Here is a 22,363-nt window from a genome sequence, read left to right on the forward strand (position 1 = left end):
CAAGACTAGACCGAAGCTTGTCAATCTCGCCACTGGCCTCGACGGTGGGTTTTCCGCATCGTCCAGGCATGCGAGCTTCCGCCCCTGAGTCCACCGTTGACGACCCGCTCGACGATTTCGAGCGACGGTCCATCACCCTCGATTCGGTCATGCGCCCGGTCTACGTCGCTGGTCGCGGTCCCGCGGTCATCGTCATGGCCGAGATGCCGGGCATCAGCCCTCACGTCGCGCGCTTCGCCCGGTGGGTGCGAGACGCGGGCTTCACGGTCTACATGCCGTCGTTGTTCGGGAGGGATGGTGCCTATCCGCAGGCGGAAGCAGGGCTGGCCTTGATGAAGCGCGCGTGCGTGAGCGCGGAGTTCCGCGCGTTCGCGGCGAACGAATCGAGCCCCGTGACGCAGTGGCTGCGCGCGCTCGCACGCCTCGCGCACCAGGAATGCGGAGGCCCCGGCGTTGGCGCCATCGGGATGTGTTTCACCGGCAACTTCGCGCTCAGCATGATGCTCGAGCCCGCGGTGCTGGCGCCCGTCCTCTGCCAGCCCTCGCTGCCGCTCGAAACCCCGGGCGCGATTCAAATCGCCCCCGGTGAAGCCGCGGCCGTGAAGGAGCGGCTCGAGCGCGAGGACCTGACGGTGCTCGCGTACCGCTTCGAAGGCGATCGCTACTGCACGGCACAGCGCTTCGCGGCCTATGCCGAAGCGCTGGGGCCGCGCTTCCTCCCGAAGGTCCTGCCAGCTTCGGCCGCGAACCCCAAGCCCCCACCGTTCTTCGAACGGGTCGTTGGCGGGGCGCACAGCGTCGTGACGGCCCACCTCATCGACGCGGCCGGAGAGCCGACGATCGCGGCGCGCGACGAGATCCTGGCCTTCTTCGCGCGAAGGCTTCATCCGGATTGAGCGCCGGTGGCCTCACCGCGGCCTGGGCCGCGCTCCATTGCAGGCCGCCCATGTCGTCGGAGGGCGCGTATCGGCGGGAGAGAGGCCATGTGGAGGGTGAGGGCTGGAGCGGAGGGGCCGAGCAGGGCCGCTGACGGGGGCCGCCAGAGCCGTAAGCCAGGCGGGTGGAAAAGCCACGCAGCCCCCTTGGGGACACGCCAGCCCTGGCCGACATCATTGCGCCAAGGCACAGCGGGCTCACGCGAACGCCAGTCCGTCCGAGGGTACGGTCGTGGCTTGCGCGCCGGAGCCGGGTCCGAGGAAGCTACCATCCCATGAAACTCAATCCCGCCGTGCTCATCCTCACCGGGGGCTTCAGCCTGTTCTTCCTCGCGTCCGGTGTGCGAGCCCTGGTGCGCAAGCGGATGACGGTCGTGAACCCCACCCATTCCGGGGCGTGGCCGGGCCTGCTTGGCAAGGCGATGCAATCGCAGCTGCCGACGAACCCGCTGGACCCCCACCCTTCGCTCCACATGGAGGCGACGGGAGGCCGGGCCCTCGGGATGGCCGTGCTCTACATCGTGCTGGGCGTGGCCTTCCTGAGCCTGGGCATCTTCGCCACGCTGGTGGAGAACGACGTGCTCTGAAGTTGGCAGCAGGGCCTCCCCGTCCTCCTGCGAGGCCCACCGCGTCAATCCCGAGGACTCCCTCGCTGACGTCCTGCCGCGCGTCCAGACACATCCGAACGCGCGCATCGGAGAGCTGCTGCCCCACGAATGGAAGCGGCTGCACGTCGTTGGCCGGACGGTGACCAACGTCCTGCTACGAGGGCGCGAGACGGAGGACACCGCATGGCTGGCTCCGCAGCAGGTCCCTTGCTCCCACCGCACAACAAGTGCCTACAGTTGCAAGGCCTGACAAACCCGAAGCTTGGAGAAAGCACATGCGAGCAATCATGGGAGCGCTGTGGGCCGTCGGTCTGCTGGTGGGCTGTGGTGCCGGAGCGCCTGATGGGGATGTCGCGTGCGCGGAAACGGGCACGTGTGGTGGACAGGGCGGGGACGCAGTCTCCTCCACGGAGCAGGGCGTGTGGATCCGCATCGATTGTGGGTGTGGTGGCTATCGTTGTTCGGGCGAGGAGGCGTACTGCCGGGCGTACTGCGCCAGCATGTGCCACTGACCGGCCTGCTGCTCCATCCCGCACCGTCTACGGGCGCGCGCCCGGCCAATGCCGGACCCAGGACACCGTCGTCGTGGTGCGCGAAGATGCGGTACTGGGTGAATCCGGTAGGTTTCGGCATGGATGCACTGGTTTCAATGCGCCCTCCTCGGGCATGCCCGTGTCGTCCACCACGCACGCAGCTTGAAAGAGGCGCACGGCGACGTCAGGAGCGCGGTCCGGGAAGGACGAGACCCGTCCCTCCGGTGTAGATCTCCCCGCCACTCCCCCGAGGCCCCCGTGACGACAGAAGCCAGACGCAAGGCGCGGCAGAAGCTGGTCCTGGATCATTTTCGTGATGAGGTGAGGCAGGACTGGGACGACGTCCTGTCGACCTTCCCACATCCGCACTACGAGCTGGTCCCCACCATGAAGGTGCATGACGGGGACCGCGCGGTGCGGGACTACTACCGGGAGACGCGCGTGGCGTTTCCGGACCAGCACCACGAGATCATCGCCCTGCGGCACAGCGACGACGCCGTCATCGTCGAGTTCTGGCTGATGGGCACCCACCTGGGGCCACTGGGAGCCATTCCGCCCACGGGCAGCCGCTTCCGGGTGCGAATGAGCGCGTACTTCATCTTCGACGAAGCCGAGAAGCTCGTCTGCGAGCGCGTCTACTTCGACACGCTCAGCATGCTCAAACAGCTCCTGGGCGGATTGGACATGGGGGCGCCGAAGAACTGGCTCCTGGCCGTCCGCTGCTTCAAGGGACTCCTGGCCATGTCCGGCGGCAAGCCTGCGCCCGAGCTCACCGAGACCCGTCCGCCCACCTTCACCGACTGACCCAATCCTTTGACCGGGTGAAGACCGGTGGGCAGTAGCGAAACTTCGCTCGGGCCTTCGGCACAGTGAAGCGCCAGCGGATCCGAAGCCGCTGGCGATTGGCCCCACCTCTTGCCGCTGACCAGCTCAGTCCTGACTGTCGTCAGGTGCTGTCAGGGCGTGGCCATGCCCAGCTTGGGCGCGGGCAGATCCACGGACAGCTCCTGGGTGAGGTTGTCCGGGGTGTGGAAGCCCTTGGTGCTCACCTCCCCTGCGCGGAACAGGGCCCAGCTCTGCAGGCCGCGCTGGAACGTGCGCGTCATGTGCCACAGCTCCAGGCCGCTGTTGGCGACGAAGAGGTACAGCGTGCGCTTCGGGTTCCAGGGGTTGGGCAGCGCCACGGCGAGGCCGTCATCCGCGCGGCCGTACGTCTTGCCCTGCCAGCGGAAGTAGCGCCGGCCCAGCTCCACCGGCAGCTTCTTCTCCGCCTGGAGCCGCGCGAGCAGCCCGTTGTCCTCCGCGCCACCGAAGACGACGAGGTCGCGGTCCGCCAGCTCCGCGTCCGTCACCTCCGCGTCCGGCTTCAACGTCGCCAGCCGCTCCGGCGACGCGTCCGCGAGCTGCTCGCGGTAGTTCAGCGCCAGCGTGCGCATGGACTCCACCTGGTGCGCGGAGCCGTACACGAAGAGCAGCTTCTCCCAGTCATCCAGCGTGTTGCCCAGGGTCTGGTGGCGCTCGTGGGCCACGGGGATGTCGTTGCCCACGTTGAACACCACGCGCGTGGGCTTGTCCGCGACCTTCACCGTGAAGGTGTCGCTTGCGCCCTTCACCTCCACGCGCTCCAGCGTGGCGCCCTTCTCCGTCTGCACCTCCACCAGCGTGGCGAACTGCCAGGGCTTGCCGGACTGCTCCACCTTCAGCGTCACCTCGTAGCCCTCCTTCGCCTTCTGGGCGCGCGAGGTGAGGCGCGGCGCGGGCAGCCCCCCGCGCTCCACCCACTGCTTCACGAGCGGCCCCAGGTCCCGGCCCGCCGCCTCCGACGCCGTCTTGATGAAGTCCTGGGTGGACAGCTTCTTGTTCGCGTACCGGCCGTGCACCGCGGTCATCACCTGCGCGAACTTCGCGTTGCCCAGCGTCAGCCGCAGCTGGTGCAGCAGGTACGTCCCCTTGATGCGCGGGACGGCGTACGGGCCATAGCGGCCGTAGTCCGTGCGCGCGGCCGTGGGCACCACGTCGCCCTCGCGGGCGGTGACATAGAGGTAGCGGGCGTTGAGCTCCGCGAGCGCGTCGCGCTGGGCCTCGAAGGCCTTCGCCAGCACGTCCTCGCCTTCCGGCAGGGCCTTGAGCTGCGTCCAGTACGCGGCCGAGCCGCTGCCGAACCAGTTGTCCGCGTCCGTGGCCGGGAACACGGTGTTCGCCCACAGCTTCTTCTCATCGAAGCGGAGCGCGTCCTTCACCCGGGCGAAGTCCTTCTTGGACGTCTCCACCTTGGGTTCGGGCTTCGACTTCTGCTGCGCCTTCGCGGCCTTGAGCTTGTCCGCCACGTAGACGGGACTGAAGGCCGTGTAGCCCAGGGACAGGTGCGGCGTGGCGCCGGGCAGGTCCGGGATCCACTTGCTGCCCACCATCTTCTCGCGCAGCGTCGTCTTGCCGTAGTGGGCCAGGAACATCAGCTTCTCCGCCATCTCCGACGTGGTGACCTTGCCGTCGCACGCGTGGGGGCGGTTGATGGGGCTGGACGCCATCATCCGCGTGGCGCTGTCCACGTCGAAGCCGCCCTTGCCGTACTTCGCATAGGCCTCCTGGAAGGCGATGTCGCGGTTCCAGGTGTTGAAGGCCAGGTCCACCGGGGCGTTGCTGGCATTGGGCACGGACTCCTTGCGGACCTCCGGGTCGCGGTTGTTGTTGTTGGCCCAGATGAAGTCCTTGAGGTTTCCGGGCGTGTCGGAGGCCTTGCCCTTGCTGCCCGTGCGCCACAGCCGCGTCTTCGCGGTGCCGAGCAGCAGGCACGCGCCCTCGTCCGTCTTGGTATCCGCCAGCGTCCAGTCGTTGGTGTAGAGGCCGTTGTTGCGGTCCTTGAGGATGCGCTCCACGTCGTCGATGGACGACGCGTACTGCACGGCCTTGCGGATGCGGTTGCTCTGCGGCGTTCCGTCGATGTTGAAGGGCGTCTGGCCCACGGTCGTCTCACCAATGACGATGCCCGCGTCGTTGAGCATCCAGTCAGAGCCGCTGTGGATGCCGCCCGGGAAGGTCTGCATCACGAAGCGGTGGCCCTTGGTGGGCTGCACGTCCAGCACCACGTCCCAGTGGACGCCGGTGTAGCCGCTCCACATGAAGATCTGCCCCATGACGACGCGGCCGTCCTTCGTCGCGGACTTCGTGGCCACGAACGACGAGCAGTGGTCGCCCTCCCCCGCCCGGCCGTTCTCGTCCTCGCCCTTGAGGAACGTGCGGCCGGACAGCGGCGACGCCGTCACGTGGTTGGCCTCCTCCAGCTGGCCCAGGTCCACGGCGGAGTTGAGCGCGACGATGTCCAGCAGATCCAACTCGCGCTCCTTCGCATCCGGCCCCTTGAACTTCGCGCCGGCCGCGTTGGCGCCGTCGGCGATGCCCTTCATCTCCTCCAGGTACTCGGGGTCGAAGCGGCGCAGGAAGAGCGAGTCCGCGAGCAGGCGCACCTGCGCCCAGCCCCTGGCGGAGTCCGCCTTGTCCTTCTGCACGCCCAGCTTGTCGATGTAGCGGACGATCTCCTGCGACACGAGCTCGCCGAACTGCTTGCCGCGCTCGTAGGGCTCGCCCTCGATGTGCACGTACACCCAGCCGCCGTCGTCATACCGGAAGCCCTTGCCGGCCCAGCGCACGCTCTCCATGGGGACGTACGCGGTGATGTCGTCCACCTCCTCCAGCTTCACGTCGTCGAACCACGCGGTGCCGGTGGCCTTGCCGTTGTGGCCCAGGTGCGCCCGCACGCGGTCGCTGGCCTTCGTGGCGAAGAACAACACCTGCACCCGGCCGCTTGAGTCCGCGCCCTGCGGCGGAGAGCAGTTGGTGAAGGGGAAGCTCTGCATGGACAGACATGCGCCCAGCGCCGTGGGGTAGCGCGCCTGCGCATCCGCCTGCACACCCTTGGTGCGGACCCAGGCGCTCAGCCGGTAGAGGCGGCCCACCTGGAGCTTCACGGACTCCGACTGCACCGTCGTCTCCGCGCCGCCCTGGGGACTCTCGATGACGAGCCCGCGGCTACCTTCCGCCTTCACGTCGGCGCTGGTGGATACCTTGCCCTGGCCGGACGCCGTCCAACCCTGGGGGAGGCCCGCGGTGGCGGCGGCTTCGAAGCCCGCGTTGGGTACAGCAATGGGCGCGGGGGCCGCCCAGGCGGGGGCGGCGACACAGGCCAACAGCGAAGGCCAGAGCAGACGGGAGCGTTTCCACATCAGTCGGAGGTGGGGCATGGCGTGCGCATCCTGAACCTGGGAAGTGGGGCGCGGCATCCTGTCACGCCGTCCACGGGCATGCAGGCGTCTGTTGTTCGCCACCTGCCTGGCTGGCGTGGTAGAGGACAGGGGTCGCACGCCACCTGACGTCTCCGATGGCGGTTCCCCCCGTTCGCGGGCCGGACCGTAGGACGTCTCGGGTGGCGCTTGTTGTCGGCCCAGGGCCTCCCGACCTCCATCCAAGGCCGTCGGGGTACACCCGCCGTGACAACGACTCCCAGCAAGACCGAGCTGCTCCGCGACACCGTCCAGCACATCGACATCAAGGCGTTCGACGTGCGTCCCCTCGTCCAGGCCATGGGCCACATGGCCTTCCAGGCGCGCAACCTGCACCGCGCCGCCACGCTCTATGACGCCATGCTCCGTGACTCGGGGTGCGGCGTCATCCTCTGCCTCGCCGGCAGCCTGTTCTCCGCGGGGCTGAAGCAGGTGGTGGTGGACATGGTGCGTCACCGGATGGTGGACGCCATCGTCTCCACGGGCGCGCTCATCGTGGACCAGGACTTCTTCGAGGCCCTGGGCTTCCACCACTACAAGGGCCGCGCGGACGCGGACGACAACGCGCTGCGCGAGCTGCACATCGACCGCATCTACGACACGTACATCGACGAGGACCAGCTGCGCGAGTGCGACGCCACCATCGCGCGCATCGCCGCCGGGCTGGAGCCCCGCCCCTACTCCTCGCGCGAGTTCATCGGGGAGATGGGGAAGTACCTCACGGTGCATGGGAAGACGCGCGACAGCGTGGTGCTGGCGGCGCACGAGGTGGGCGTGCCCATCTTCTGCCCGGCGTTCAGCGACTGCTCGGCGGGCTTCGGGCTGGTGCACCACCAGTGGCACCGGGCCGGCAAGCCGCAGGTGTCCATCGACAGCGCGAGGGACTTCCTGGAGCTGACGAAGTGCCGGCTCCGGATGGAGGACTCGGGGCTGTTCATGGTGGGCGGCGGCGTGCCGAAGAACTTCGCCCAGGACATCGTGGTGGCGGCGGACTTCGTGGACCAGCCGGTGTCCATGCACAAGTACGCGGTGCAGCTCACCGTGGCGGACGAGCGCGACGGCGCGCTGTCGGGCTCCACGCTGCGCGAGGCCAGCAGCTGGGGCAAGGTGTCCACCGTGCACGAACAGATGGTGTACGGCGAGGCCACGGTGACGATGCCGCTGGTGGTGGGCGCCGCCTTCCATGAGCGCGGCTGGGCGCAGCGGCCGGAGCGCCGGCTCGTGGACGCCTGCCGCTAGACGTTGGCGGTTCCCCCCCCGCGCTCCGGACCTTCCGGGGCGCGGGGGCCGCCTTCCGAATTCAAGCGCAAGACGCGGAGTGCTGGCCCGGAGCGCTGGGGTTAGTTTCCTGGCGTGGTCATGGGGACCGCTCGCAACGGGAGGCACCGCGGATGAAGACGAAGGTGGACGCCCTCGCGGCGGAGACGCTGGGTGACCCGCGCTGGGCAGCCGTCCTGGCGCGGGACGCCGGAGCAGATGGACGCTTCTTCTATTCCGTCCGGACGACGGGCGTGTACTGCCGGCCGTCCTGCGGGGCCCGGACGCCCCGGCCGGAGAACGTCGCGTTCCATGCGACGACAGCGGCGGCGGAACAGGCGGGCTTCCGCGCGTGCAAACGGTGCAAGCCGGGGCAGCCCTCGCTCGCCGTGCGGCACGCGGACCAGGTGGCCGAGCTGTGCCGCTTCATCCAGGGCGCCGAACAACCCCCGAGCCTGGAGGAATTGGCGGACCGCGCCGGGATGAGCCCCTACCACCTGCACCGCGTGTTCAAGGCCGTCACCGGGCTGACGCCGAAGGGCTACGCGGCGGCGCACCGGGCGGAACGGATCCGCGACGGGCTCTCGCGGCGCGGCTCCGTCACCGAAGCCATCTACGACGCCGGGTTCAACTCCAGCGGTCGCTTCTACGAAACCTCCCGCCAGGTCCTGGGCATGACACCGACGAACTTCCGAGCAGGCGGCGCGAACACTCAAATCCATTTCGCCGTGGGCGAGTGCAGCCTGGGCCCCATCCTCGTGGCCGCGAGCGACCGGGGCGTGTGCGCCATCCTGATGGGGGAGGACCCGGACGCGCTGGCGAAGGACCTCCAGGACCGCTTCCCGCAGGCGACGCTGGTGGGCGGGGACGCGGAGTTCGAGCGGCTCGTGGCCCGGGTGGTGGGCTTCGTGGAGGCCCCGGGCGTGGGACTGGACCTGCCGCTGGACGTGCGGGGCACGGCGTTCCAGCAGCGCGTGTGGCAGGCGCTGCGGGAGATTCCGGCCGGGAAGACGGCGAGCTACACGGACATCGCGGAGCGGATTGGTTCACCGAAGTCGGTCCGCGCGGTGGCGCAGGCGTGCGGTGCCAATGCCCTGGCGGTGGCGATTCCCTGCCATCGCGTGGTGCGCCATGACGGAGCCCTGTCCGGGTATCGCTGGGGCGTGGAGCGCAAGCGCGTGCTGCTGGAGCGCGAGGCGAACCGATGAGCGCGCGAGGCGGCGGGGCGCTCGCGGTCCGTCCGGTGGATGGAATCGCGGAGCGAGTTCGCGCGGTGGGGTGGGACGCAGTGGCGAGGGAGCTGGATGCGCGGGGCTGCGCCGTCGTGGACGGGCTGCTCACCGCCGGAGAATGTGAGGCATTGGCGCTGCTGTACGACGTGGAGGACGCGTTCCGCAGCCGGGTGGTGATGGCGCGTCATGGGTTCGGCCGGGGTGAATACCAATACTTCGAGTACCCGCTGCCGGAGGCGGTGTCGGAGCTGCGGACCGCGCTGTATCCCTGCCTCGCGCCCATCGCGAACCGTTGGAACACGGCGATGGGCATTGACGTACGGTATCCAGACGCGCACGCGGACTTCCTCGCACGCTGTCATGAGGCCGGACAGGTGCGGCCCACGCCCCTGCTGTTGCGGTACGGCGTGGATGACTACAACTGCCTGCACCAGGACCTGTACGGGGAGCACGTCTTCCCGCTCCAGGTGGCCGTCCTCCTGTCCGAGCCGGGGCGGGACTTCACCGGCGGCGAGTTCGTGCTGACGGAGCAGCGCCCCCGGATGCAGTCACGGCCGGAGGTGGTGCCGCTGCGGCAGGGAGACGCCGTCGTATTCGCGGTGCACCACCGGCCGGTGCAGGGCACGCGGGGCACCTACCGCGTCAACCTCCGGCACGGCGTCAGCCGGGTGCGTTCGGGACAAAGACATACGGCGGGCATCATCTTCCACGACGCGGCCTGACAGGATTCCAATTTCAACCATAAAACTGGAATAGCCGCTTTGCTGGATTTTCCCTGAAATGTTCTGGTATTCTGCCTCCGCAACGTTTCTCCCAGGAGGCAGTCCCCGCATGTCCATGGTCAAGAGCAAGCTCCTCACGCTGTCGGTGCTCACCCTCTCCCTGGCCTTCACCGGCTGTGGCCCCAGCGAGGAGCAGGAACCGGCTCAGCCGGAGCAGACCGCCGTTGACGCGGCGGAGTCGGACGACCGGCAGGTGTCGGCCCAGGCCTTCGACGGTGCCTGCGCGCCGTCCTGTGATGACGAGTGCGTGGCCTACGCGCGCTGCCGGACTGCGCAGGATTCCTACGGCATCAATTTGCCCTACGGCCTGTTCACCTGGGCAGACAAGAAGGCCATCATCAACAGCAACCATGCCCACGTTGGCTGCGTGGCGATGATCCTCGGTTCGAACCCGGCCGGCCACACCGCGTTCGTGCACAGCGTCGACACCGCCGCCTCGCCCAACCGCATCACGCTGCACGAGTCCAACTGGAGCAGCAGCAGTGCCTGCGACGCGCGCACGGGCACCAAGGCCGGCCTGAACATCACCAACTACTGGTGCCCGCCGGGCGCCCACACCCAGAACTGCTCGGGCCCGCTGTAGTCGCTTCGCCGGGGCGCGGACAAGGAAAAGCCCGGCGACCCTCCAGGTCACCGGGCTTCCCGACATCGCGCCGGCGGGAGCGGATCAGAGCAGCTTCGCCATGATGTCGCGCTCGCGCTGATCGAGCTTGATCGAGTCGAGCGTCCAATCGATGAGCTCGTCAGCGACCGACGCGTCGAGTCCGAAGGCACGGGCGGTCTCCTTCACCGACGCGCGCTCCTCGGCCACCACCTCTCCGTCGGAACAGGCCACCTCGACGAGCATGCGCAGCAGGTGCGCGCGCAGCTCGCGGATTTCAATCTTGCTGACGATGTCGGTGAGGCGGCCGGGCTTCTGGAACTCCGCCTCGATGAGCGCGGAGACCTGCTCGTCACGGGGCGACAGGCCGATGTTCAGCACCACCTCATCCAGCTGCTGGCGCTCGTCCTCGGTGATGCGGCCATCGCTCGCCGCCACGTTGGCCATGGCCTGCACGAACGCCAGCAACTGCTCCTGGGGATACTCGCGCGTCATTTCGTCTCCTGGGTGAGCGGCGCGCGGCGGGCCAGAAACGGCCGGACAGACGGGAGCCGGACCGCGCGTGGACGCAGGATAGTGGGCACCCGCCAGGACCGAAAACGGTTTCGTCCGCGCACCTGCGTGAGCGCGCAGCCTCAGGACGCAGGGGAAGCAGGCACTCGGCGCATCACCCTCGGTCCCCTGCACGAGCCGAAGGCCTCAACGGAAATCGCTGTCGGGCGAGGGGGGCATGCCGGCCTGCGTCAGCTCCCGTTCGAAGGCCGGGTGCTGCTTTGCCTGGCGCCAGAGGAAGGTCCAGTCCGCATCGTCGTCCGCGCGGATGCGGACCCCCCCGGAGCGCAGTGCCTGGAGCACCCGCACGGTTTCCTCCTCCGGACAGAAGTTCCGGTTGCGCAGCGCCGACGAGTAGGGGCCCGCGCCCCGCGCGGGCGTATTGCGCCAGGGGACCTTCCGCTTGAGCAGCAGGGCCACCGTCTTCGGACTGCAGCTGCCCGCAGCCGCCTGGAGCAGGTGGCTCCCAGCTTGGGGCGTCCTGACATCCGCGCCGGCATCCAGCAGCAGTTGGGTGATGGAGGTGTCCTCCGGCTTGTAGGGGTTCCTGCCCACCGCGTGCAACAGGGGCAGCTGTCCGGAGGTGGCCTTCTTGTTCGGATCCGCTCCGGCTTTGAGCAGGAGCCGGACCGCGTCTACGTGCCCGTTCCTGGCGGCCGCGCTGAGGAGGGTTTCGCGGCCGTCGGCGTCCTCGGCGTCGGGGGAGGTGCCGGCCTTCAACGCGCGCGCCAGCAGCCCGGTATGGCCCTTTTCCGCCAGCTCCGCGACCGGCGGTGGCTTCACCCCCGCGTCCATCAGGACGCCCATGGTGGCCACATCGTCGTAGAGGAAGGCTTTGTCCATCCAACCGTCGCCCCGGGTCCTCCCGTCCCGGTCAGGCGCGGCAGGACGGCCTACCCGCAGCACCTCGCGCATCAGCCCGGCATCATGGTGCGCCAGCGCGAAACCGACCGCGTAGTGGGTGACGTTCGCGGGGAGCCGACCGTGCGACCGCTGGACCTGTCGCGAGACCTCCTCGACGTCGCGCTTCTGGACGGCCGCGAGGAAATCCGCCTCCCGCAGACAGACAGGCTCCGGGGGGGCGCCTGCGGCAATCAGTCGCCCCTCGATGTCTGTCAGGTTCTTCCAGCGCGCGAAGCAGAGCGCGGACCAGCCCACCGGGGGCCAGTGGTTGGAGTGCCGGGGCACGGTGACGCTGGGGTCCGCTCCCGCTTCCAGTAACACCTGGGCGGCATCCGGCCGGCCCCACCCACAGGCCACCATCAGCGGAGATTGTCGACTGTTGTTGGGAGCACTGCCCGGCCTGTTCCTGGGCTCGCCTTGCGCCAGGGCCGCGCGCAGGGCCGGCAGATCGCCGTCCTCGATGGCCCTCACCACGGGACTGTGTTCATGCCGGATGAAGTGGGACTCCGCCCGCGCCGTGGGAGCAGCCACGGTCAGCGCGAGGAGCATGAGGCTGGCGAGCCTTCGCGAAAGAGACGGGAGCATGGTGGGCCTATCGGCGCAGCAGCTTGTCCAGCCGCGCATCCTTCGTGCTTTGGGAAAGAGCTTCGAGGCAGGACTCGCGGTTGGGCCCTGACCGCGGGCGCCTTCCGCCCTGCGCCAGCGACAGACACCGCATCAGCTTCAGGTCGAAGGGCGTGAGGGGGGCGATGCTGTCCGCGTCCTGGAGCTCATCCCACGAGTTGCGTCCCAGGACGGCCCACATCCAGGCCCTCAGGCAGTTGCGGACGAGGTCCGCGTCGCCCAGGAGCTCCAGGCATTGGTCGGGCCGTGTCGCGCCCATGGGGACATTGGGGTCTCCCTGTCTGGGGCCCTCCGGGTTCGAGCCGCGGTAGCGAATCTTCCGGCGCTTCGCGCCCACCGCGCAGTCCTCGGGGCAGTTGCAACGGTGCTCCAAAGAGGAACAAACGCCGTCGCCACAGGCCAGGCACATGGGCTGCTTCTCGGGGTCGCGCTCGTCGTGACAGGTCCTGTCCCCGGTCTTCATCGCGCAGCGGGCGACGAGCCCTTCGCAGCAGGCCACCTCTCCGCCGTAGTACCCCTCCTCGCCGCACGTCCGCCCCCGGGCCCCCCGCCGGGACGTGCAGAAGCGCTGCCCGTCGCAGTACGTGGCCGCGTGGCATTCCTCCGGAAACGCTCCACAACGCTCCGGGGACAGTCCCTCGCACCAGACGTCCGCGAGGCGACGCGCTGCGGAGGGCTCGGAGGGCTCGGAGGGCCTGGCGGGCGAGGGGCTGGAGGGAATGGGAGGCATCACCCGTCCCGCGTTCGGTCGGGGGGAAGGACGGGAGCGTGTGAAGAGCACGGCCCCTGCGATTCCCAGGCAGAGGGCGACCGCCACGATGAGGAGGTTCCAGCGGACGCCCGGTGGGAAGGACCGCCGAGGCTCGGTAGGCGGAAGCATGCCGCATTCAAGCGCGCTTGCCTCGCACGACGGAAGAGGGGGAAAGCCGATAACGCTCGCGGCGCTGTTGTCCCGAGAGCGAAAGCTGCGTGTCGGCGGTGGTCCACTGAGAGTGCAGTTGGTAATCCATGTCCGGAACATGAGCACCTCCCTGCGCCGGGGCTGGAAAGGTCGGCGCTGGCCTTGACGGTCTTTTGGGCATGGAGCGCTTCTTCCGCGGCGGCAATGGCTGCCATCCTCGACTTCGAAGCGATGGCCTCCGCGTTCGTCATGGAATGAGCGCTCCGGTCGGGGGTTCTGCTCGCGTACCTCAACGCAGCCTCGTCGCGGCCACCTCCGTCTTCGCCGCCCGGAGTGCCTTGAGGTAGTCCGGCTGGCACCTGCTGATCGAGCAACGCCTGGAGCTTCTTCCTGGAGCTTGCGAGCACCCTCTCGGCGGAGGCCTTCCCCTCCCAGTGGATGAAGCGGGAGGTCTCGCGGCGGGGCATTTGGAGGGAATGACCCGGCCGGCGTCCCAAAATCTTTCCTCCCCTTCGCATCTCAGAGTCCCGGACTAAAGGCTCTCCGTGCCGGAGGCCGGACCGGCCATGCGTTCAACGGGGAAGCCGAATGATGCGGAAGAAGAAGCTTGCAACCTGGATGATGCTGGGCGGACTCGCGCTGCTCGCTGCCTGAGGAAGTGCGCCCCAGCCCGTGGAGGTCATCACGTCGCCCGGGTCTGGAGACGTGGTGCTCCTCCTCGAACGGGAAGTCGGAGCCGGCCTCTACCTGGCAAGCACGGCGGAGCGGTTCAAGCTGGTCGCCTCGGGCGAGCTCCTCAAGGCGGTGCGCTGGAGCGCCAACGCGGGTTCCCTCCAGCCCGACGCGGAGCAGGTCACCTGGACGCTGCCTCCGGCGGGGATTGCGTCGCTGTCCGTCTCCGTCGAAACGGAGTCCGGAAAGAAGGCGGAGGGCTCGTTCAACTTCAACGTCATCGCCTCGCCGCTCGTCGCCCACACGGTGATCGACACGGGCCCGTCCGTCACGGGCGGCACCTGTGAGTTCGCGTTCGACAACGCGGGCAATGGCCATGTCGTCTATACGAACGACACCCACAACACCCTCTGGTACGCGAGCTGGGACGGCACGACCTGGAAGACGGAGCAGATTGACGGTCCCGGCTTCAACACGGGCAGCGCCTTCGTCACGACCGCCGTGCTGGCGGTCGACGCGGCGACGGGCACGCCGCACGTCGCCTATCTCAAGGGGACGGGGACCCTCCCGAGCGGCTATGAGACGGTCGGATACGGCGTCCGCGTCAATGGCGTCTGGGTCCGCGAAAGCCTGAACACCGCGGGGACGACCCGGCTGGGCATCGCGCTCAACCCCGCGCAGGGGCAGCAGCCCGTCATCGTCTACGCCAGCAACCAGGCAGGGAGCATCCGGGTCGCGACGCGGACGGCGGTCAACAGCTGGTCCACCGTGCTGCGTCCCCTCGCGACCGCCTCCCTCAACAACAGTGATCCCCTCTTCGACGCGACCGGAGCGCTGCATCTCGTCACGACCCAGAACGACGGCCTCACCTCCAACTACCTGCAGGTCATCCGGGGCTCGGCCATCGGGTCCTTCGAGCTGGCGAACACGTCGACCTACGCCCAATCGCGGTCGGTGGCCTGGGGCGCGGACCGGCACATCCTCTCGCTCTCGGTCGCCATCAACGACGGCCAGAAGTCCGCCCTCGATGACATCACGTTGGGCACGCCGCTTTCGGCCAGCACCGTGCGGTCCTCCCCGGTCGACTACAAGTACAAGGCCGCAGATCTGGCGTATGGCGGCGGAAAGCCCGCCGTCGTCACGCGCACCAGCACGACGTTGCAGCTGATGACGCCGGACGCGCAGGGCCTCTGGACGTATACCCAGCTCGGGTCGGTGGATGACAACACGCGCCCGAGCGTGGCCATCCGTCCCACGGACGGCACGCCGCACGTCTGCTACCAGCGGGGTTCCCGGGTGAGCTTCCAGTAGCTCCTGACAGCAAGTGCCAGCCTCGTCGTCGAGGCTGGCATGGAAGTGCCCCACACGCAGGGTTGAAAGATTTTGTGGGACGCCGGCTGGCACGTCCCCTCTTTCTTGCCGACAACCTGGTCGCTCCCAGCGGCCGCGTGTGAACGGAGACCCCCCATGGGCAAGATCGACAACGTCACCCGGCGCCATAACGCCGATCCCGCTCCTTCCGCGACCGCCGCGCAGAAGAAGCCCTCCCCGCCGAAGAAGGATTCGCCTTCCGCGAGCAGCAACCCGAACGTGCGCGCCCATGCAGGGCAGAGCCGCTTCGAACCCGCGGCAGGTGCCACTGCCGCCGCGCCCGCCGCCAACGCCGCGACCGCCCAGAAGGAAGTCCAGGCCGCGAAGGCCCGGCTCGACGAGGCACGCGAGGCCACCCAGGCGAAGAACGAACGGCTGTCGAAGCTCCTGGTGAACTTCGGCCCGGCGCTCAACGACAAGCAGAAGGCCCAATTCATCCAGAAGTTCCAGCAGTCCCCCGAGAACAAGGCTGCCTTCGCGGAGGAGCCCCGGGCGGCCCAGGCGCTCGCGGATTCGCTGGAGAAGCACCAGGCCACGCTGGGGCAGGCCGCCGTCAAGGATCCCCAGGCGCGCAAGGAACTCTACGCGTCGCTCAAGTCGCTGGCCGGCTCCCCCGCGTCCGCCAGGACCGTGGACGTGGTGGAGAAGCTCTTCAAGGACCCCGCTGTCGGACGAGCCTTCAACGAGTTCAAGGACTTCGACAAGGAGGTCCTCCAGCCCGCCGCCCAGGGACTCGCCGCCCGCGTCCTGGAGGAGAACAACGGGGATCCCAAGAGCGCGATGAACGCGTTCCAGGAGCAGCTCCAGTCGCTCGACAAGACCTTCGGCGATTTCGGCAAGCCGCTCTTCGACGCGAAGGACGGCGCGGCGCAGGCCACCGCGGCCATCCAGGCCCTGGAAGACGCCGCCAACGGCAACTACGACCACTTCAAGGAGCTGGGCAAGGACTTCGCGAACCAGAGCACCGGGCAGAAGCTGCTGACCGGCGGCCTCATCGCCTTCAGCGCGCACACCGGGGCGGCCAAGGCCCGCCAGGGGGAGTACGCGGAGGCAGTGAAGGAGTTCGCCGGTGCGGGCAAGGGGACCCTTGAGCTGGTGGCGGGTGCCACGCAGAAGCTGGTGGACGTGGGCCGCAACGCCGAGAACGGGCTGGACCTCCGCCATGGCGGCAAGGCGCTGGTGGCCTCGGAGTTCGCGCTGAGGTTCGCCCCGGGGCTCGGAGCCCTCTCCAGCGCCGCGTCCCTGGCCATCAACGCGGGCAAGGCGAAAGAGACGGGCAACCCTGGCTACGCCGTGGCCCTCTTCGGTGATGCCATTGGTGTCCTCGGCGGAGCCGTGAGCTTCATCCCAGGAGGCCAGGTGCCGGGCTTCGTCGCCAGCGGTATCGGCGCCGGCATCAGCGCGACCGGGGAGCTGCTGGGGAACATCATCGAGGAGAAGGGGCTCGACGACGAGCGTCAGCGCCTGCTGGAGCAGACTGGCATCAAGGGCACGCTCCAGGACGCCCTGTTGCACGCGGGCGGGGACCGGCTCGACCACCTCGTGAAGCTGGGGCTGAAGCCGGACCAGATCCAGGACCTCATGCAGTCCTACCCGGAGCTCACGTACGGCAGCCTCGGACTGGATCCCGAGCCCATCCCCGCCGTCGAGAAGCTGGCCAGGAGCGGAGGGCTGAGCGGCGACCAGCTCCACCAACTCCTGGATGGAGTCATCCAGGGAGCGACCTCCCGGTACGGGAAGAAGGCGGTGCTCGTGCTCGAGCCCTTCTTCAGGACGCTCCGGAACAACCCGGCCCAGAACCGGGAAGGGCTGAAGCAGTTCTTCGACTCCATAGCCCAGGACAAGAACACCGATCCGGAGTTCAAGGTGCTGTGGCAGGACGCCTCACGCATCCTGGGTGGTTTCCCCGCCAAGGGTTGAGGGAGGGCCTGTCATGTCCGGGAGCTTCAGAAGCCCGACGTGGACTTGCTCCAGGTCGGGCCCAGGCCCCACAGCATGGAAGAGAAGAGGTAGCCGAAGTCCTTCATCACCGACAGGGCCCCCGTCTGCCCCGGCAGCAGGGTCAGGAGCCGGGCGGCGACCGGCTCTGTCGCCGCCTCCGCGTTCAGGGTCGCCGTCAACAGCTGCAGGTGGCTGTTGAAGCAGCGGGCCAGCCCTGCCGGGTCCGTGATGCCCTTGGGGCGATGGTCGTTCGTGTAGTGGATGGACGCGACATCCATCAGGTAGCACCTGAAGAGGTCCGTCACGTCGCGGTTCGCCACGGTGACCTCCCCTGCCCCAGGCCCGTTGTCGATGCGGTCGAGCATGGACACCGCGACGTCGACGACCGTCTCCATGTAGATGCCATGCCGTGGAGAGGTCGGATGGGCTGCGAAGACGTGGTCCGGTTGGCCCGCCGTCGAAGGCGTCACCCGGGGGGCGTGCGGCGGGTTTCCATACGCTTGTCCCCGCAGGCCGCCCCGCTTGTAACGGTCCTCCGTGTCCAGGGAATCATCGCCCCGTTGCTTGAGCACGTAGGTGCCCTGCGGGTGGACGGCGAACTCATGGCAGAGCATGCCGGTACAGAACCCCAGCGGGTAGTTCTCGAAGTACCAGGCATCCAGCTCGATGTGCACGGTGCGGTAGGGCCGCGCGCCCGGAACGTGGTTGGCGTCCGCGTGACATATCTGGGAGATGGTCCCGAAACAGAAGTCATTGACGCGCGCCAGGGAGGAGATGGTCTCCCGGGTCGTGTGCAACCGGATCCGCACCTCCCGGGGCGGCGCGGGAGGGGTCGGCGCGACATGGATGGGCTGCAGGTTCGGCCCGATCTGACGGGCCGGAGGCAGCTCCCCCTCGTTCTGCCAATAGGCGACGTCATCAATGAACATCGGAATCTGGTTCGAGCGCTCCAGGATGGCCTTGATGGTGTTGGCCTTGTGCGCGTAGGAGACGTTCGGGACCGCGTTGAAGCCGGTGAGGACCCGCGGATCGTATTTGTAGTAGGGATTGACGTTCCGGACGTTCTCGAACGTGATGGTGGCCATCCGGGAAGCGTAGGGGCTCCCACATGAGTCCGTCAAAGACCCACGAGGTCACGGGCCTGGACTCACTTGGTTGTAATCAGGCCGCCTGCTTCGACTGCATCAGCGCTCTGCCTCGCCTCGCCGGACGCGCTCCCGCGGGTGAGCGGGGCCTCGCCTGCGAGGACCCGTCCCACCGCGAGGCCTACTCCAGCATCAGCTTCCGGGCCGCGGCCTGCTTGCGCACGGACTGGATGATGGCCGTGTCGAGCGTCTCCGCGCCCTTGTTCGCGGCGTCCGTCTCCTGCTCCGCCAGGTACTTCACGCGCTCCCCCTGGAGCTTCTGGATGCGGTCCTGGATGTCCGAGCGCTCCTTCGATTTCGCCTCCACGACGGCCTTGCGCTCCTCCACCGACTTGCCCTTGAGCTCCGGCGGCAGCTCTTCTTCCCGGAGCGCCTCGACCTTCACCGCCCCCTTCTTGGCGCCATCCACCAGGTCCCAACTCGAGTTGTCATAGAGGCGGCTCGCCTTGGACGCCGCGCGTGAGGCGGTGGTGCTGGCGCTGACCGAGGCGTTGGAGTCCTGCGCCGCCTGCCGCTGCTTGCCCTCCGAGCCCTGCGCCCCGTAGCCCAGGTAGGTCTTGCTCAGGTCCCCACTCAGCCGGGCGAGTTCCGCGTCCTGCGGGGCGGAGATCTGGGCCACCGCGCGATTCTGATCGATGTTCAGCGACTGCCCCTGGGCGAGCGTCGCCGCGGCCGTCCAACCGTCCTGGTCCCCCACCTGCGAAGGGCCACAGTGCACGGTGTTCACGACGATGCCGTGCTCCTTCGCGCTGGCGACAGCCTTCGAATAGGCAATGGGGCCCTGGGTGAAGGACTCATTGCCCGCGATGTAGATGAGCTTCAAGTCCTCCTTCGACTTGCTCCAGGCCAGCTGGGTGGTGGCCTTCTGGATGACCTGCCCGCAGTACTCATCCCCGCCATGGGTGCGCAACGCGAAGAGCTGCTCGGAGACGCGGTCCAGGTCCGTGGTGAAGGGCAGGATCTGGCGGATGTAGCCGGACTCCTTCGAGAGGCTCTCCTTGCCGTATTCGTAGAGCGCGATCTCCAACCGGGCCATCTGGCCGTCGCGGCGGGCCTTCTGGAACGTATTCACCACCGTCCAGAGCTGGCGCCGGGCCTGATCGATGAGGCCCTCCATGCTGCTGCTGGTGTCGAGCAGCAAGGCGATCTGCACCCGGGGCGCGGACACGGCCGCATCCACCATCCCGGGCGCGGGGCCTTCAGGCACCTGCCTCGCGGGAGGCGCCATCTGCTTCGCGGGCGCGTTGGGGGCGCCGGCGAACGAGACGTGAGGAAGCGCGAGCAGGCCAAGACCGAGGGCCAGGGACTTGAACATGGGGTTCTCCAGCGGGGTGGACGGGCTGCACCGTCAGGTCCCCTTGGAACGAACGGGGTCGGCAAAAGGTCTACCGTGCCCCCCAGAGCTGCTCTGGGCCCTGGGGAGACACGGAGGGCCCGCGGCGCGGAAGCTCGACCGTGAAGGTGGCCCCACGCCCCGCCTCGCTTTCGACCCGCACCGAGCCCCCCAGCCTTTCGACGAGCTGGCTCACGATGTGGAGGCCCAGTCCCAGCCCTCCGTAGTGGCGCGACGACACCGCGCGCTCGAAGGCCCGGAAGATCCGCGCGTGCCGCCCCGCCGGGATTCCAATGCCCTGATCCCTCACCTCCAGGCGGGCCGTCACGGCGTCGCCCTCGACCCGGATCGCAATGGGCCTGCCTTCGCCGTACTTGATCGCATTGGAGAGCAGGTTGGTGACGATCTGATCGAGCCGCGACCGGTCCCACACGCCCGGCATCGGCGTGTCGGCGTGAACCCGGAGCCGGGTCCCCGAGGTGGCCAGTTCGGGGGCGAAGCGTGCCGCGATGTCCCGGACCAGCGCGGCGAGATCCACCTCCTCGAGCTCGAGGTCGAGCCGCCCGGCATGGATGCGCGAGACATCCAGCAGCGTGTTGACGAGCTTCGCCATCCGCTTCGCCTGGCGTTCGATGACTTCGAGCGAGTGGGTCACGGTTTCCAACGGTGCGGTGCGAAGCGCTCCCGTCCGGGTGAGGCGCATCAATCCCTGCACGGACAACTGGAGGGATGTGACGGGGGTCTTCAGCTCGTGCGAGGCAATGGAGAGGAACTCATCGCGAAGCCCGATCGCCAGCTGGGCCTGCTGAAGGAGTCGGGCGTTGTCCACGACCATCGCCGCGCGGCGGGCCAGCTCCTGGGCGAGGGCGAACTCGGCCTGTCCATGCGGTGCGCCGCCAGACAACCGGGCGAGGGTGATGGCGCCGAGCGTATGGCCCCGCGCGAGCAGCGGCACCGACATCCAGGACCCGAACCCGAGGCCCCCCGCGGAGGGGAAACCCTCTGGGAAGAACTCCGGCTCTCCCAGACGGAGCACCCTTCCAGGGCCATGTTCCGCGTCGAGGTCGGGTGGCGCGCAGCGGACCTTCTCCGGTGGCATCGCGCGGAGCGCTTCAGAGCGGGCCTCGGTGATCCGCTGGAAGGAATGGTCGTGGTCCAGGAGGTCCACCGTGCACCCGTCAGCGAACCGCTGGACGGTCAGCGCGGCCACACTCCTCAGCGAGTCCTCGGGGGCGAGCGAGCCGGCGAGCAGACCGGAGGCTTCCGCCAGGAACGCGGATCTGCCTTCCTGCTCCTCGGCCCGGGCACGCGCCTGCTGCTCGCGCTGAAAGGTCTGGTCGCGCTCCCGCTCGGCTTGACGTTGCTCCGTGATGTCGATGCCGGTGCCGATGACGTACTCAATGGCTCCCGTCTCACCGCGAAGGACGTTGCTGGACCAGGAGATGAGCCGTCGCTCCCCCCGCCGTGTCAGCCAGTGACTCTCGTACTGTTCGTGCCCCTGGCCCGTCGCGAGCACGGCGAAGTTCTTCACGACCCGCTCCGTGTCTTCCGGTGGCTGGAGCCGCTTCCAGAACTGCGCACCGCGGAGCTCCTCGAACGTGTAGCCCGTCACCTCCTGACACGCCCGGTTGAAGCGGACGATCCGGCCTTCCGGATCCAGGACGATCACCAATGCGCGGGCCGTGTCCAGGACCGCCGAGCTGAAGTCACGCTCGCGCTGGAGCTCCCGCTTCGTGCGCTGTCTCGCGGTGATGTCCCGGAAGTAGACGGCCCGCCCATAGTAGACACCGTCCGCGCTCACCACCGGGGCGTTGTACTGGTCGAACACCCGGCCATCCTTGAGCCGCAGCTCGTCGTGGCCCGACGCGTCGACGTGTTCGAAGAAGGAGGACGCGCGCGCCAGGAACGCGGCGGGTTGCTCCACGAGCTTCGCGATCGCGTGGAGCAGGACCTCGTTCGAGGCGGATTGGATCTCCTCCTCCAGTCCCCACATCTCCACGAGGCGGCGGTTGTGGGTGAGGATCCTTCCGTCCGGGGAGGCGATCAGGATGCCTTCGATGGAGGCTTCGCTCATGGACTCCAACAGCGTCTTCTGCTGGTGGAGATCGCGCTCACTGTCCAGGGTCCACGCGAAGAGCTGCCGGTGGACGAGCGCGGTGCGCAGGACGCTGCCCAGTCGCTCCACCATGCCCCGGTACTGCCTCGGCAGCTGCGGCTCGCGGTCGAAGTACAGCAGCAGCGTGCTGGAGATGTGCCCCGCGCCCGGCGCGGAGTCAGCGATGGGCACGGACCAACGCACCAGTCCCGGCGATGCGAGCTCCGGATAGGGCAGGCCCGCCCCGGTGGGCCCCGGAATCGGGAGTCGGCGGGATGCCGTGGAGAGTCCGCTCGCGCCCTGAAGCTGGATCCGTCCCTGGGAATCCGTCTGGATCCAGAGGGCGACCATGCACCCCAAGCGCTCCGCGACGCGGTCCAGGAAGGAGTCGGCGGGTTTGTTCGGATCGAAGAGGTCCAGCGCGGCGACGGTGAGCTCCTGGAGCACGCTCAGCAGGGCGAGCCGCTCCTCGGTGAGCTTGTGGCCCTCGTCCGCGCAGTGCTCCTCCATGCCCCCACCCCGGTTCCTCACGCAGGAAAGGCGAGCACCACCGCCGTTTTGTTGTGGAACTGGGGAACCCCACCCCCCAGGGCCCCCACCT

The 22,363-nt window shown here is 68.4% G+C and carries 17 protein-coding genes and 1 pseudogene; 11 read left to right on the forward strand and 7 right to left on the reverse strand.

What is annotated here, in order from left to right:
- The first annotated feature begins 68 nt into the window (after positions 1-68).
- From D7X12_RS02885 to D7X12_RS02900, 5 genes and pseudogenes are all read left to right on the forward strand, one after another.
- Complete coding sequence (locus D7X12_RS02885; protein WP_120623727.1) at positions 69-896, forward strand: dienelactone hydrolase family protein; 828 nt, start codon at positions 69-71, stop codon at positions 894-896.
- A gap of 314 nt (positions 897-1,210) precedes the next feature.
- The gene (locus D7X12_RS02890; protein WP_120623728.1) at positions 1,211-1,522 is read left to right on the forward strand and encodes a hypothetical protein; all 312 of its coding nucleotides are present in this window, start codon (positions 1,211-1,213) and stop codon (positions 1,520-1,522) included.
- Positions 1,523-1,544: 22 nt separating this feature from the next.
- Positions 1,545-1,655 (forward strand): annotated as a pseudogene (locus D7X12_RS43645) (transposase domain-containing protein); the annotation flags it as partial.
- Positions 1,656-1,818: 163 nt separating this feature from the next.
- Positions 1,819-2,055 carry a hypothetical protein gene (locus D7X12_RS42240; RefSeq protein ID WP_147443500.1) on the forward strand — a complete coding sequence of 79 codons (237 nt, stop codon included), beginning with the start codon at positions 1,819-1,821 and terminating at the stop codon, positions 2,053-2,055.
- Positions 2,056-2,334: 279 nt separating this feature from the next.
- A complete protein-coding gene (locus D7X12_RS02900; RefSeq protein ID WP_120623729.1) occupies positions 2,335-2,880 on the forward strand; it encodes an ester cyclase in 546 nt (181 codons plus the stop codon).
- A gap of 152 nt (positions 2,881-3,032) precedes the next feature.
- On the opposite strand, the gene D7X12_RS02905 is transcribed toward D7X12_RS02900, so the two are convergent.
- Positions 3,033-6,314 (reverse strand): C45 family autoproteolytic acyltransferase/hydrolase, encoded by a 3,282-nt coding sequence (locus D7X12_RS02905; protein ID WP_120623730.1) that lies wholly within the window; start codon positions 6,312-6,314, stop codon positions 3,033-3,035.
- A gap of 246 nt (positions 6,315-6,560) precedes the next feature.
- On the opposite strand from D7X12_RS02905, the gene D7X12_RS02910 reads away from it, so the two are divergent.
- From D7X12_RS02910 to D7X12_RS02925, 4 genes are all read left to right on the forward strand, one after another.
- A complete protein-coding gene (locus tag D7X12_RS02910) occupies positions 6,561-7,592 on the forward strand; it encodes a 1,9-bis(guanidino)-5-aza-nonane synthase (protein WP_120623731.1) in 1,032 nt (343 codons plus the stop codon).
- A gap of 152 nt (positions 7,593-7,744) precedes the next feature.
- On the forward strand, positions 7,745-8,818 hold the full coding sequence (gene ada, locus D7X12_RS02915; protein WP_120623732.1) for a bifunctional DNA-binding transcriptional regulator/O6-methylguanine-DNA methyltransferase Ada: 1,074 nt from the start codon (positions 7,745-7,747) through the stop codon (positions 8,816-8,818).
- Positions 8,815-9,564: a 2OG-Fe(II) oxygenase gene (locus D7X12_RS02920; protein ID WP_120623733.1), complete on the forward strand. Its 750-nt coding sequence runs from the start codon at positions 8,815-8,817 to the stop codon at positions 9,562-9,564. Before ada ends, D7X12_RS02920 begins: the two co-directional genes overlap by 4 nt.
- 109 nt (positions 9,565-9,673) lie before the next feature.
- Entirely contained in the window at positions 9,674-10,207 is a 534-nt protein-coding gene (locus tag D7X12_RS02925) for a hypothetical protein (protein ID WP_120623734.1), read from the forward strand.
- An 84-nt stretch (positions 10,208-10,291) separates the two neighbouring features.
- On the opposite strand, the gene D7X12_RS02930 is transcribed toward D7X12_RS02925, so the two are convergent.
- From D7X12_RS02930 to D7X12_RS02940, 3 genes are all read right to left on the reverse strand, one after another.
- Entirely contained in the window at positions 10,292-10,720 is a 429-nt protein-coding gene (locus D7X12_RS02930) for a tellurite resistance TerB family protein (protein WP_120623735.1), read from the reverse strand.
- Positions 10,721-10,924: 204 nt separating this feature from the next.
- Complete coding sequence (locus D7X12_RS02935; protein WP_158619940.1) at positions 10,925-12,265, reverse strand: ankyrin repeat domain-containing protein; 1,341 nt, start codon at positions 12,263-12,265, stop codon at positions 10,925-10,927.
- Between the two features lie 7 nt (positions 12,266-12,272).
- Positions 12,273-13,034: a hypothetical protein gene (locus tag D7X12_RS02940; RefSeq protein WP_147443501.1), complete on the reverse strand. Its 762-nt coding sequence runs from the start codon at positions 13,032-13,034 to the stop codon at positions 12,273-12,275.
- An 843-nt stretch (positions 13,035-13,877) separates the two neighbouring features.
- On the opposite strand from D7X12_RS02940, the gene D7X12_RS02945 reads away from it, so the two are divergent.
- Positions 13,878-15,188, forward strand: coding sequence for a hypothetical protein (locus D7X12_RS02945; RefSeq protein ID WP_120623738.1), 1,311 nt, complete (start codon positions 13,878-13,880; stop codon positions 15,186-15,188).
- 156 nt (positions 15,189-15,344) lie between these two features.
- The gene (locus D7X12_RS02950) at positions 15,345-17,168 is read left to right on the forward strand and encodes a hypothetical protein (RefSeq protein ID WP_120623739.1); all 1,824 of its coding nucleotides are present in this window, start codon (positions 15,345-15,347) and stop codon (positions 17,166-17,168) included.
- A gap of 26 nt (positions 17,169-17,194) precedes the next feature.
- On the opposite strand, the gene D7X12_RS02955 is transcribed toward D7X12_RS02950, so the two are convergent.
- The 3 genes from D7X12_RS02955 to D7X12_RS02965 form a co-directional block, all read right to left on the reverse strand.
- Complete coding sequence (locus tag D7X12_RS02955) at positions 17,195-18,274, reverse strand: hypothetical protein (protein WP_120623740.1); 1,080 nt, start codon at positions 18,272-18,274, stop codon at positions 17,195-17,197.
- A 181-nt stretch (positions 18,275-18,455) separates the two neighbouring features.
- Entirely contained in the window at positions 18,456-19,649 is a 1,194-nt protein-coding gene (locus tag D7X12_RS02960; RefSeq protein ID WP_120623741.1) for a vWA domain-containing protein, read from the reverse strand.
- 70 nt (positions 19,650-19,719) lie between these two features.
- Positions 19,720-22,272, reverse strand: a complete 2,553-nt coding sequence (locus D7X12_RS02965; protein WP_120623742.1) for a PAS domain-containing sensor histidine kinase — start codon at positions 22,270-22,272, stop codon at positions 19,720-19,722.
- Between the last annotated feature and the right edge of the window lie 91 nt (positions 22,273-22,363).

The organism is Corallococcus sicarius (genome assembly GCF_003611735.1).
In the GTDB taxonomy this organism is placed as follows: domain Bacteria; phylum Myxococcota; class Myxococcia; order Myxococcales; family Myxococcaceae; genus Corallococcus; species Corallococcus sicarius.

Coding starts and splice junctions, on each gene's coding strand:
- D7X12_RS02925 (WP_120623734.1), top strand. CDS start 9,674: ATGTCCATGGTCAAGAGCAAGCTCCTCACGCTGTCGGTGCTCACCCTC.
- D7X12_RS02890 (WP_120623728.1), top strand. CDS start 1,211: ATGAAACTCAATCCCGCCGTGCTCATCCTCACCGGGGGCTTCAGCCTG.
- D7X12_RS02905 (WP_120623730.1), bottom strand. CDS start 6,314: ATGCCCCACCTCCGACTGATGTGGAAACGCTCCCGTCTGCTCTGGCCT.
- D7X12_RS02885 (WP_120623727.1), top strand. CDS start 69: ATGCGAGCTTCCGCCCCTGAGTCCACCGTTGACGACCCGCTCGACGAT.
- D7X12_RS42240 (WP_147443500.1), top strand. CDS start 1,819: ATGCGAGCAATCATGGGAGCGCTGTGGGCCGTCGGTCTGCTGGTGGGC.
- D7X12_RS02950 (WP_120623739.1), top strand. CDS start 15,345: ATGGGCAAGATCGACAACGTCACCCGGCGCCATAACGCCGATCCCGCT.
- D7X12_RS02955 (WP_120623740.1), bottom strand. CDS start 18,274: ATGGCCACCATCACGTTCGAGAACGTCCGGAACGTCAATCCCTACTAC.
- D7X12_RS02960 (WP_120623741.1), bottom strand. CDS start 19,649: ATGTTCAAGTCCCTGGCCCTCGGTCTTGGCCTGCTCGCGCTTCCTCAC.
- D7X12_RS02930 (WP_120623735.1), bottom strand. CDS start 10,720: ATGACGCGCGAGTATCCCCAGGAGCAGTTGCTGGCGTTCGTGCAGGCC.
- ada (WP_120623732.1), top strand. CDS start 7,745: ATGAAGACGAAGGTGGACGCCCTCGCGGCGGAGACGCTGGGTGACCCG.
- D7X12_RS02920 (WP_120623733.1), top strand. CDS start 8,815: ATGAGCGCGCGAGGCGGCGGGGCGCTCGCGGTCCGTCCGGTGGATGGA.
- D7X12_RS02935 (WP_158619940.1), bottom strand. CDS start 12,265: ATGCTCCCGTCTCTTTCGCGAAGGCTCGCCAGCCTCATGCTCCTCGCG.
- D7X12_RS02940 (WP_147443501.1), bottom strand. CDS start 13,034: ATGCCTCCCATTCCCTCCAGCCCCTCGCCCGCCAGGCCCTCCGAGCCC.
- D7X12_RS02965 (WP_120623742.1), bottom strand. CDS start 22,272: ATGGAGGAGCACTGCGCGGACGAGGGCCACAAGCTCACCGAGGAGCGG.